Annotated in this window: 10 protein-coding genes; 5 read left to right on the top strand and 5 right to left on the bottom strand. The window is 60.8% G+C overall.

Annotated features, from left to right (window positions below; translation table 11 throughout):
• Positions 1-105 precede the first annotated feature (105 nt).
• Positions 106-897, bottom strand: coding sequence for a crotonase/enoyl-CoA hydratase family protein (locus tag AC3WKX_RS29415; RefSeq protein WP_102606009.1), 792 nt, complete (start codon positions 895-897; stop codon positions 106-108).
• Between the two features lie 423 nt (positions 898-1,320).
• Between AC3WKX_RS29415 and AC3WKX_RS29410 the strand changes: the two genes are divergently transcribed.
• Entirely contained in the window at positions 1,321-2,994 is a 1,674-nt protein-coding gene (locus AC3WKX_RS29410; RefSeq protein ID WP_003209050.1) for a DEAD/DEAH box helicase, read from the top strand.
• 69 nt (positions 2,995-3,063) lie between these two features.
• On the opposite strand, the gene AC3WKX_RS29405 is transcribed toward AC3WKX_RS29410, so the two are convergent.
• Entirely contained in the window at positions 3,064-3,831 is a 768-nt protein-coding gene (locus tag AC3WKX_RS29405; RefSeq protein ID WP_102606008.1) for a DODA-type extradiol aromatic ring-opening family dioxygenase, read from the bottom strand.
• Between the two features lie 102 nt (positions 3,832-3,933).
• Between AC3WKX_RS29405 and AC3WKX_RS29400 the strand changes: the two genes are divergently transcribed.
• A complete protein-coding gene (locus AC3WKX_RS29400; protein WP_102606007.1) occupies positions 3,934-4,590 on the top strand; it encodes a thiopurine S-methyltransferase in 657 nt (218 codons plus the stop codon).
• A gap of 51 nt (positions 4,591-4,641) precedes the next feature.
• Here AC3WKX_RS29400 and htpX read toward each other — a convergent pair whose 3' ends face one another.
• Together htpX and AC3WKX_RS29390 are read right to left on the bottom strand one after the other, a co-directional pair.
• Positions 4,642-5,529, bottom strand: coding sequence for a protease HtpX (gene htpX, locus AC3WKX_RS29395; protein WP_003209055.1), 888 nt, complete (start codon positions 5,527-5,529; stop codon positions 4,642-4,644).
• A 314-nt stretch (positions 5,530-5,843) separates the two neighbouring features.
• Positions 5,844-7,055 carry a pyridoxal phosphate-dependent aminotransferase gene (locus tag AC3WKX_RS29390; protein ID WP_003209058.1) on the bottom strand — a complete coding sequence of 404 codons (1,212 nt, stop codon included), beginning with the start codon at positions 7,053-7,055 and terminating at the stop codon, positions 5,844-5,846.
• A gap of 202 nt (positions 7,056-7,257) precedes the next feature.
• On the opposite strand from AC3WKX_RS29390, the gene msrB reads away from it, so the two are divergent.
• From msrB to AC3WKX_RS29375, 3 genes are all read left to right on the top strand, one after another.
• Complete coding sequence (gene msrB / locus AC3WKX_RS29385) at positions 7,258-7,650, top strand: peptide-methionine (R)-S-oxide reductase MsrB (protein WP_003209059.1); 393 nt, start codon at positions 7,258-7,260, stop codon at positions 7,648-7,650.
• Positions 7,651-7,781: 131 nt separating this feature from the next.
• Complete coding sequence (locus AC3WKX_RS29380) at positions 7,782-8,267, top strand: glutathione peroxidase (RefSeq protein ID WP_003209061.1); 486 nt, start codon at positions 7,782-7,784, stop codon at positions 8,265-8,267.
• A complete protein-coding gene (locus tag AC3WKX_RS29375) occupies positions 8,264-8,716 on the top strand; it encodes a MarR family winged helix-turn-helix transcriptional regulator (RefSeq protein WP_087694772.1) in 453 nt (150 codons plus the stop codon). Before AC3WKX_RS29380 ends, AC3WKX_RS29375 begins: the two co-directional genes overlap by 4 nt.
• Here the strand turns inward: AC3WKX_RS29375 and AC3WKX_RS29370 are convergent.
• The gene (locus tag AC3WKX_RS29370) at positions 8,700-11,009 is read right to left on the bottom strand and encodes a hybrid sensor histidine kinase/response regulator (protein ID WP_102606006.1); all 2,310 of its coding nucleotides are present in this window, start codon (positions 11,007-11,009) and stop codon (positions 8,700-8,702) included. The two genes, AC3WKX_RS29375 and AC3WKX_RS29370, sit on opposite strands and share 17 nt — an antisense overlap.
• Positions 11,010-11,148: the final 139 nt, after the last annotated feature.

The following is an 11,148-nucleotide window of genomic DNA, read 5'->3' as shown; positions in this document are numbered from 1 at the left end:
GCTTACTTTTGCGCTTTTCAAAAGTGAGCCGCTGTAAGAGCGGAACCAATAGTGGCCGTTACCTAAATAACGGATATGTACCCCGCCCCAAGCCCCCCTCCACAATCAACAGCCTTTAAAAACCCCAGGCCGCTTCTCGATTATCGCCCGTACACCTTCCTTGGCATCCTCACTATTCAGCAGTTTCTCCACCAAAACGGGCAACCCGGCCGCCGCCGCGGTCTCCCCCTCGATCCGTGCCTGGCGCGCCGACATCAGCGTGGCCTGCACCCCCAGCGGCGCCTGCTGGGCAATGCGGTTTGCCAGCGCCACCGCCCGGGGCAACAAATCCTCGCTGGCCATCACCTCCTGCACCAACCCCAACCGCAGCGCTTCATGGGCATCAAACTCATCCCCCGTGAGCAACCAGCGCATGGCATTCCCCCACCCCGCGATCTGATGAAAGCGCAACGTCGCGCCCCCAAAAGGAAAAATCCCGCGCTGCACTTCCATCTGCGCAAACCGGGTATTGCTGGCACACAGATTGATATCCGCCGCCAACATCAACTCGATACCAATGGTCAGGCAGTACCCCTGAGCCGCAACAATCACCGGCTTACTGACCCGGGGCCCCGCGAAAACGCCCCACGGATCACAACCACCCAGAGGCGGTTGCCAGCCTTGTGCCATCGTGGGCCCCACATTGGCCAGGTCCAATCCGGCGGTAAAGTGATCGCCATGCCCGAAGACAATGGCCACCCGCGCTTCCTCATTGCGATCAAATTCGCCATACGCCAGGCTCAAATCATTGAGCAATTCCAGGTCGAACGCATTGCGCTTGGCCACGCGATCCAGCCCCAGCAACAGGATATGACCCTGCTGTTCACGGCTGACGCGGCTGTTGGTGGCTTGGTTCATGGGGTGTGCCCTCGGGCGCAAAGGGAGGTTTCGGACCGAAGGGCCCGCTGTTAAGGGTGAACCGTTTAAGCGTCATGACCAACAGGGCCGGGCCTTTGAAAAATAGACCCTGCTGCCTGGATGCGCAAAGCCTTTGATGCAGAGGCGTTTACCTGCGGTTTGCGATAAAAAAAGCTCCCTTTTTCAGCGATTTCCGGTATAGTGCGCGCCGGCCTTTAACCGGGCCGCGTTTAGGTAGCGCAATTCCCCGAAGTCAGCTTCGGCTGCACGTTCGCACAGCGGACTCTTCCTTGACGAATCTTTTTCATTCATTCGTTTTCGCAAATCCCCGCCGACAAAGCAGCCAGGGCGACTCTTGAGTCTCAACACGGCATGCGCAGCTTTGGAGCATGGGTCTTTGCGGATGCACTTAGAGGCAGACCCATGACCCAGGAAACCGGCGGCTTCGCCGCTTTTAATCTTAACCCGAACATTCTTGCTGCCGTCATCGCGACTGGCTACGAAGAACCTTCGGCTATTCAGCAGCAATCGATCCCGATCATCATGGCCGGCCAAGACATGATTGGCCAAGCGCAAACCGGTACCGGTAAAACCGCCGCGTTCGCCCTGCCAATCCTGCACTGCATCGATCCTGCCAAGCGCGAGCCGCAAGCCCTGATCCTGGCGCCAACCCGTGAGTTGGCGCTGCAAGTAGCAACCGCTTTCGAAACCTACGCCAAGCAAATGCCGGGCGTTACCGTTGTGGCCGTTTACGGCGGCGCGCCTATGGGCCCACAACTGAAAGCAATCCGTAACGGCGCACAAATCGTTGTCGCCACTCCGGGCCGTCTGTGCGACCACCTGCGTCGCGACGAAAAAGTGCTGTCGACCGTGAACCACCTGGTTCTGGACGAAGCTGACGAAATGCTCAAGCTGGGCTTCATGGACGACCTGGAAGTCATCTTCAAGGCACTGCCAGCAACCCGTCAGACCGTACTGTTCTCGGCTACCCTGCCACAGTCGATCCGTGCCATTGCCGAACGCCATCTGCGCGATCCGCAACACGTGAAGATCCAGACCAAGACTCAGACCGTTACCGCGATCGAACAGGCTCACCTGTTGGTTCACGCTGACCAGAAGACCTCGGCTGTATTGAGCCTGCTGGAAGTCGAAGACTTCGACGCCCTGATCATGTTCGTGCGCACCAAGCAAGCGACCCTGGACCTGGCCAGCGCCCTGGAAGCCAAAGGCTACAAAGCCGCTGCGCTGAACGGTGACATTGCCCAGAACCAGCGTGAGCGCGTGATCGACTCCCTCAAGGATGGCCGTCTGGACATCGTTGTGGCGACCGACGTTGCTGCCCGTGGCCTCGACGTTCCACGTATCACCCACGTGTTCAACGTTGACATGCCTTACGATCCAGAGTCCTACGTTCACCGTATCGGCCGTACCGGCCGTGCCGGTCGCGAAGGTCGTGCATTGTTGCTGGTGACTCCACGTGAGCGCCGCATGCTGCAAGTGATCGAGCGTGTAACCGGTCAGAAAGTTGCCGAAGTCCGCCTGCCGGATGCCCAGGCCGTTCTCGATGCGCGCATCAAGAAACTGACCAACAGCCTGTCGCCACTGGTGGCTGATGCTGAATCGACCCACGGCGACCTGCTGGACCGCCTGACTGCCGATATCGGTTGCACCCCGCGTGCCCTGGCTGCAGCCCTGCTGCGCAAGGCTACCAACGGTCAGGCCCTGACCCTGGCTGCCATCGAGAAAGAACGTCCACTGGTGCCGAACAACGCTCCGCGCGGTGATCGTCCAGAGCGTACTGGCGACCGTCCGGACCGTGGTGATCGTGAGCGTCGTGCTCCGGTTCCATTGGCTGAAGGCCGTGCTCGCTGCCGTACTGCGCTGGGCGCGCGTGATGGCATCGCTGCCAAGAACCTGCTGGGCGCTATCCTCAACGAGGGTGGCCTGGCACGTGAAGCGATCGGTCGCATCCAGGTGCGTGACAGCTTCTCCCTGGTGGAGCTGCCGGAAGATGGTCTGGAGAAACTCCTGACCAAGCTGAAGGACACCCGCGTTGCCGGTAAGCAGTTGAAGCTGCGTCGCTACCGCGAAGATTGATCCGCCCCCGGGCTGATTGATCGAACATAAAAAATCCCCGACTGGTTCGGGGATTTTTTTTGCCTGCAATCAGGCGAAACGGTAGATGTCCATGCCCAGCGCGCCCATGGTGAAGCCTTGGTGGGCTGCGCTGAATTCACCGCCGGCGCCCCAGGCGAAATACAGCGGCAGCAAATGCTCGTCGCTGGGGTGGCTGCGCACGGCATGAGGTGCCTGGCGACGATAGTCGTGCAGCGCGGCTTCATCGTTGGCTGCCAGTTTGCTGACCATCCAATCGCGAAAATCCCGCGCCCAGGGCTCGATGCTCTCCGGCCCGGCATGCCAGTCCAGTTCGCCGAGATTGTGGGTAATGCTGCCGGAGCCGATCAGCAGCACGCCCTGTTCCCGCAGGCTCGCCAGTGCGTGGCCGACACGGGTTTGCAGGGCAGGGCCCATGCGGCTTGGCAGCGATACCTGCACCACCGGGATATCGGCCGCCGGGTACATCAGCGACAGGGGCACCCAGGTGCCGTGGTCGAAGGGGCGCTGATCATCAATGCTCGCTTCCAGGCCGTCAGCCTTGAGCAATTGCACGATTTGGGCGGCCAACTGCGGGTCACCGGGTGCCGGATACTGCACCGCGAACAGTTCCCGTGGGAAGCCGCCGAAGTCGTGCCAGGTCTCTGGTGCGGCGCTGCCAGTCACGAGCAGCCCCTGGCTTTCCCAGTGCGCCGAGACCACCACAATGGCCTTGGGGCGTGGCAGCTCGGCTGCCAGGCGCTTGAGTGCCGGGCCACTGGCACCGGGTTGCAGGGCAAGCATGGGCGAACCGTGGGAGATAAACAGGCTGGGCAGCATGAGTAGGGTCCTGAGGGTTAAGATGGGACCATCTTCAATCAGATCATTGATCTAAATCTAATATAAGTTTTAGCGCTATTTGATCAAGTTTTAGGATAAATCATGGAGCCTGGATTTTGGCATGAGCGTTGGGCGCGCAATCAGACGGGTTTCCACTTGCCCGAGGTGAATCCTTACCTGCTGCGCCACTGGCCCGGTCTGGGTGTGGCGAGCGGGGCGCAGGTGCTGGTGCCGTTGTGCGGCAAGAGCCTGGACCTGGTGTGGCTGGCGAGCATCGGGCATCGGGTGATCGGGGTCGAGTTGTCGGAAAAGGCCGTTGAAGAGTTTTTCAGCGAGCAGGAGCTGATGCCGCAGGTCAGCCAGCGCGGCGCTTTCAAAGTTTTCCAGGCGGGTTCCATCGAGCTGTGGTGCGGGGATTTCTTCGCCCTGGATGCCGGTGCCGTGGTTGGTTGCACAGCGCTTTACGACCGGGCGGCGCTGATTGCCCTGCCACCGTTGATGCGCGAGCAGTATGCGGCGCACTTGAATGGGATTCTGGCGGGAGGCAGTCGTGGCCTGTTGATCACCCTCGACTATGAACAGTCGCAGAAGGCCGGCCCGCCGTTCGCGGTGAGCGATGAGGAAGTGCAATTGCTCCTGGGCGGCCGGTGGAGCCTGGATGTGCTGCAGGAGCAGGACATCCTGGGGGACAGCTGGAAGTTTGTTCAGGACGGCGTCACGCGCCTGGACGAGCGGGTGTACCGGTTGGCCAGGTGCTGAAGAGCGCCCACAAAAAAGGGGCGATTGAATCGCCCCTTCTTCTTGTCGCTGTCAGCCGCGACGACGCAGTGCGTCAATTCGCTCTTCCAGTGGCGGGTGGCTCATGAACAGGCGAGCCATGCCCTGCTTGATGCCACCGTTGATGCCAAAGGCCGTCAGGGTGTTCGGCATGTGCACCGGCAAGCCCTGTTCGGAGCGCAGGTGCTGCAGGGCGCTGATCATCGCGCCGGTACCGGCCAGGCGTGCGCCGGCTTCGTCTGCGCGGAATTCCCGTTTGCGCGAGAACCACATCACGATCGAGCTGGCGAGGAAGCCCAGTACCAGTTCGGCGAAGATGGTCGCCACGTAGTAGGCCATGCCCTGGCCCTGTTCGTTCTTGAAGATCACCTTGTCGACGAAGTTGCCGATGATCCGCGCGAAGAACATCACGAAGGTGTTCACCACGCCCTGGACCAGCGCCAGGGTGACCATGTCACCGTTGGCCACGTGGCCGATCTCGTGGGCCAGCACCGCCTTGATTTCGTCGGGCGAGAACCGCTCCAGCAAGCCCTGGCTGACGGCCACAAGGGCGTCGTTCTTGTTCCAGCCGGTAGCAAAGGCGTTTGCTTCATAGGCCGGGAAGATCCCGACTTCAGGCATCTTGATCCCGGCTTCGCGGGACAGTTGCTCGACGGTCTGCAGCAGCCATTGCTCATGACGGGTGCGTGGCTGGGTAATGATCTGGGTGCTGGTGCTCATCTTCGCCATCCACTTGGAGATGAACAGCGAGAAAATCGACCCGGCAAAACCAAAGACCGCACAGAAGATCAGCAGCTGATTGAGGTTCAGATCAACCCCGTTGGCCGCCATGATCCCATTGAAGCCGAAAAGGCTCAGCGTGATGCTGGCAATCAGCACGACCGCCAGGTTAGTGGCCAAGAACAGCAGAATGCGCATCATGGTTGTAGAATTCTCCTCATGCTTAATATGTCGCGTACTGCGGGGTATATAAGGTGCGGCATGGGGCTATTCAACCGGGGGACTATTTCAAACTGTGTCCTACAGCCTGAATGTAGAGCCTTGAAGGGAATTTCCGAGGCCTGGTGTGGCTCGGCAGCCTCGCCCCATTACCTTGCAGCCCTGTAATTATAGGGTGATGCCCGAGCAAGGGTGGAGCCGGCAGGCGTAAAAGGCGATACCGCCCGCGCAGGGCAGAGAAGTGTTGCCAGATAATCGCTGTACGACCACGGGTGGGCCGTACAGCGCAATGCCCATTACTGGCGATAGGACTTCAGGAAGTTGCCGATGCGACCGATGGCCATCTCCAGGTCATCCACCCGCGGCAGGGTGACCACCCGGAAGTGATCCGGCCACGGCCAGTTGAACGCCGTACCCTGGACCACCAGCAGCTTTTCCGACAGCAGCAGGTCGAGCACGAACTTCTCGTCGTTGAGGATCGGGCACACTTTCGGGTCGATTCGCGGGAACGCATACAGCGCCCCCATCGGCTTGACGCAACTGACGCCGGGAATCGCGTTCAGCAGTTCCCAGGTGCGGTTGCGCTGCTCCAGCAGGCGGCCTTGTGGCAGCACCAGGTCGTTGATGCTCTGGTAGCCGCCCAGTGCGGTCTGGATGGCGTGCTGGCTCGGCACGTTGGCACACAGGCGCATGTTGGCCAGCATGTCGATGCCCTCGATGTAGCTCTGGGCATTGTGCTTGGGGCCGGAAATGGCGATCCAGCCGGAACGGAAGCCCGCCACCCGGTAGGATTTAGACAGCCCGTTGAAGGTCAGGCACAACAGGTCCGGCGCCAGGGAGGCGGTGCAGATGTGCACGGCGTCGTCGTAGAGGATCTTGTCGTAGATCTCATCGGAAAACACCACCAGGTTGTGCTGGCGCGCGAGTTCGAGCATGCCCAGCAACACTTCCCTGGAGTAGACGGCGCCGGTGGGGTTGTTCGGGTTGATGATCACCAGGGCCTTGGTGTTCGGGGTGATCTTGGCCTTGATGTCGGCCAGGTCCGGGAACCAGTCGGCGCCTTCATCACACAGGTAATGCACCGGATGGCCACCGGCCAGGGTTACGGCGGCGGTCCACAGCGGGTAGTCGGGAGCCGGAACGAGTACTTCGTCGCCGTTGTTGAGCAGGGCCTGCATGGACATGACGATCAGCTCGGACACGCCGTTGCCCAGGTAGATGTCTTCGATGCCGACACCTTCAACCTGCTTCTGCTGGTAGTACTGCATGACGGCCTTGCGCGCGCTGAACAGGCCTTTGGAGTCGCTGTAGCCCTGGGCGGTAGGCAGGTTGCGGATCACGTCCTGGAGGATTTCGTCCGGCGCTTCGAAACCAAAGGGTGCCGGGTTGCCAATGTTCAGCTTGAGGATGCGATGGCCTTCCTCTTCCAGGCGTTTGGCGTGCTTGAGCACCGGGCCGCGAATGTCGTAGCAGACGTTGGCGAGCTTGTTCGATTTGCTGACCTGCATGGCGATGTGATCCTGAAAATGAACGATCCAGACGGTGTGAAGACTACCGTGCTGAGAATCCTGCGTTGGCCTGACCCATAAATACGTTTGAATGCCGGTAACGCGGGTGCCAGACTGGCGCTTTGAAGAGGCGCAATCATACGTGCCGCCTGATCCATGGAAAAGACACAGATCAGGCTTTTTCAGTTGCCGAGGTGTACCGATGGAAAAGTTGCAGAAAACCGTTGAAGAATGGAAAGCCATGCTCGACCCGGAGCAGTACAACGTGTGCCGCCTCAAAGGCACCGAGCGACCGTTCAGCGGCAAGTACAACGGCACCAAGACCGACGGCGTCTACCACTGCATCTGCTGCAATGAGCCGCTGTTCGATTCCAGGGCCAAGTTTGACTCCGGCTGCGGCTGGCCCAGCTTCTACGAGCCGATCGCCGAGCAGGCCATGGTCGAGATCCGGGACGTCAGCCACGGCATGATCCGCACCGAAGTCACCTGCGCCAAGTGCGATGCGCACCTGGGCCATGTGTTCCCGGACGGGCCGCCACCGACCGGTTTGCGTTACTGCATCAACTCGGTGTGCCTGGACCTGGTACCGCGCTGAGCCGTCAGGCTCCTGCGGGCTTCGTGCCCGCAGGGGCCGTTATATCAAGGCATAAGTCCCGCCAATTAAATTGCACGCAATTGAATTGCCTACTATCGTTCAGTCCTTCTTATCTCTGTAGAGGCACTGCCATGAGCGACAACCTGCTGAGCATCCCTTGCACCACCATCAAGGGTGAGCAAAAGACCTTGGCCGATTTCGCCGGCAAGGCGATTCTGGTGGTCAACACTGCCAGCAAGTGCGGCTTCACCCCGCAATACAAGGGGCTTGAGGAGCTCTGGCAGCATTACAAGGACCAGGGACTGGTGGTATTGGGCTTTCCCTGCAACCAGTTCGGCAAGCAGGAGCCGGGCAACGAAGGCGCCATTTCGGAGTTTTGCGAGCTGAACTTTGGTGTCAGTTTCCCGCTGTTCAAGAAGATTGACGTCAACGGCAGCGATGCCCACCCATTGTTCGTACAGCTTAAAAAGCAGGCCCCGGGATTGCTGGGCTCCAAGGGCATCAAGTGGAACTTCACCAAGTTCCTGATCGGTCGCGACGGCCAGGTGGTCAAGCGCTTCGCCCCGACCACCAAGCCCCAGGACCTGACCCAAGAGATCGAAGCCCTGCTCAAATGACCGACCTGTCCCTGGCCCTCGACGACCAACTGTGCTTCAAGCTCTACGCCGCCTCCCGCGCAGTCACCCGGGCCTACAAGCCGATGCTCGATCAGTTGGGCCTGACCTATCCGCAATACCTGGTGATGCTGGTGCTGTGGGAATGGCAGGCTGCAGCGGTGTCGCAGCCTACGGTCAAGGCCCTGGGCGAGCGCCTGCTGCTGGATTCCGGCACGCTGACGCCACTGCTCAAGCGCCTGGAGCAGCTTACCCTGGTGCGGCGTCAGCGCAGTGCGCTGGATGAGCGTGAAGTGCACCTGAGCCTGACCGATGAAGGCCGGCACCTGCGCGACCGGGTGCAGCCGCTGAAGGCCCGCCTGTTGTGTGACAGCGGCGTTGATCTGAACCAGGCCGATGCCTTGCGTGACGGTCTGGATCAGCTGTTGCGCCAGATCAAAGACTTGTCGTAGTCGGCACCCACAGATCGAGCAAGGCCTTGAGTTCTTCCCGGCGAAACGGCTTGGCCAGGTAATCGTTCATGCCCGCAGCCCGGCAGCGCTCGCGTTCCTCGGACATGGCGTTGGCCGTCAAGGCGACGATCGGCAAGTCCGGCCAGCGCCCGCTGCGGCGGATCTGCCGACTGGCCTCATAGCCATCCATCACCGGCATATTGCAGTCCATCAACACCATGTCGAAGCCTTGCTCTTCCAGCAGCTTGAGGGCTTCACCACCGTGGGCGGCGACGATCACCTCGCACCCGAGCTTGCCGAGCATGCCCTTGGCCACCAGTTGATTGACCGGGTTGTCCTCCACCAGCAGGATGCGCGCCCGGTGGGCGAGGGGGCCGGTTTCCAGCTGGATCAGGTCCAGGACCAGGTCCGGATCGGTGCGCAAGTTGCGTTGCAGGACCTGGTACAGCGCGGTGCGGCTCAGGGGACGGGCCTGTTGCTGCAAGGGGGCCAGGGCCGCGACTTCTTCGCTGGGCATGAAGTTGCCGTAGGCGGTTACCACCAGGATCGGGGCGGTGATCATCGGGCGCAGGCGGAACAGGCATTCGGGGCAGTCGGTGATCAGCAGGTCGGGATTCTGCCCGCTCAAGTCATCGTCGATGGAATAACAGCGCGGAGCCAGGCCCCAACTCGGCAGCAGGCTGGTGAGGAGTTCTGCCAGCCCGCTGCTGGTGCTGGTGATGGCGATTACATCTCCAGCCAAAGGCGCCAGGCGCACCGCCGGCAAGTGGGTCGGCAAGGGCAGGTCGGCACAGAACTGGCTGCCAAAGCCAGCTTCCGAGCTGATGCTCAGGCGGCCCTTCATGGCTTCGCACAGGTTGTGGGTCAGCGCCAGGCCCAGGCCTGTCCCGCCGAACTGGCGGGTGATGCCCGCACCGGCTTGGGTGAACGGCTGGAAAATCTTGACCTGGGCATCCTGGGCGATCCCGATACCGGTGTCGCACACCTCGATCCTGACCCGGCCGGCCTGGGCACTGAGGCGTACATCCACCCGGCCGAAACGTGTGAACTTCAGGGCGTTGGACAGCAAATTGCTGACAATCTGCCGTACCCGCGTCGGATCGCCCAGCACCTGGGCGGGAAACTGCGGGTCGATCAGGCACGTCAGCTCCACGCTGGGCGCGGCGTTTTGCGAGAGCAGGTTGGCGGTGTCTTCCACCAGTGAACCGAGGTCGAACGGGATGCTTTCCAGTTCCAGTTGGCCGGCGTCGAACTTCGACAGGTCGAGGATATCGTTGAGTAGCTCCACCAGTACTTTGCCGGAGTCATGGGCGATCGACAGTTGCTGGCGTTGCTCGGCGTTCAGCGGGCTGTCGAGGGAGAGGGCGATCATCCCCAGCAGGCCGTTCAGCGGTGTACGGATTTCATGGCTCATGTTGGCCAGGAACGCCGCCCGTGCCTGGGCCATGCCCAGGGCCGTCATCTTCGCCGCTTCCAGCTCGTCGTTCGAGAGCGTCAGCCGATGATTGATCGCCTTGAGCTCGGTGGTGCGGGCGGAGACGATGTCTTCCAGTTGGCCGAGGTATTCGGTCAGGCGATTTTCAGCATGCCGGCGTTGCTGGATTTCAGTCTCCATGTTTTCAAACTGTTGGTTGGCGACGTTGACCAGTACGCCGATCTCGTCGTGCTCGTGCCCCGGCGGGCAGTCCAGGCGCTCGTGCTTGCGTGAGCTCAGCTCGCGGATAATGCGCACCAGCGGCTTGGTCAGCATCACGTAGAAAAGCGCCAACAGAATGCCGGTGAGGATCAGGCTGCGGGCGAAGCCGTTGAGCAGGGTGATCTCGGCGCGGTGCAGGAAGCGGCTGCCGAACGCGTAGGTGTCTACGTCAAGACGCAGTACACCGAGGGAATCATTGGGCATGTGGGTGAGGTACAGCCGGTCTTCGAATTGGCGGTTGGCGCCAAACAGGAAGTCGCTGATGGGCCGGTAGGTGCTTTCCTTGCGCGGACGATGGACATCGGCCAGGACCAAACCGTTGTTGTCGACCAGTTGTGCATGGGTGATGGCGGGGGAGTGCAGCAGGCCCAGCGTCAGTTCCTGGGCCAGCTCGGCGTCGATGTTGTAGGCGATGCGCGAAGCCGGGTTATGGCTGATTTCAATCAGCGCACGTATTTCCCGGTTGATGGAAGCGTCTTCGCTGGCATAATCAATCCCAATCTGTATCAGGCTGAGCAAGGTTCCCAAGACGAATCCGACCAGCACTGTCAGTCTGGCTTGTTTATAAGACAAGCGGTGGGCGAACTTGATATCCATCGGGTGCTGTACCACTTTACGTTTCCTTTCGCCCGGCAAGCATAGCTGAACATCCACAGGCTCAAACTTGCCCGGCACGAATCGATTTTATTCGGTGCAGCCCTGCACGGTCTGCCTCAGGGTTGCCAATACGCCATCT

It is taken from the genome of Pseudomonas sp. GP01-A4 (genome assembly GCF_058780865.1).
The sequence above is the reverse complement of the archived record's forward strand: the minus strand, read 5'-3'. Positions and strand labels throughout refer to the sequence as shown.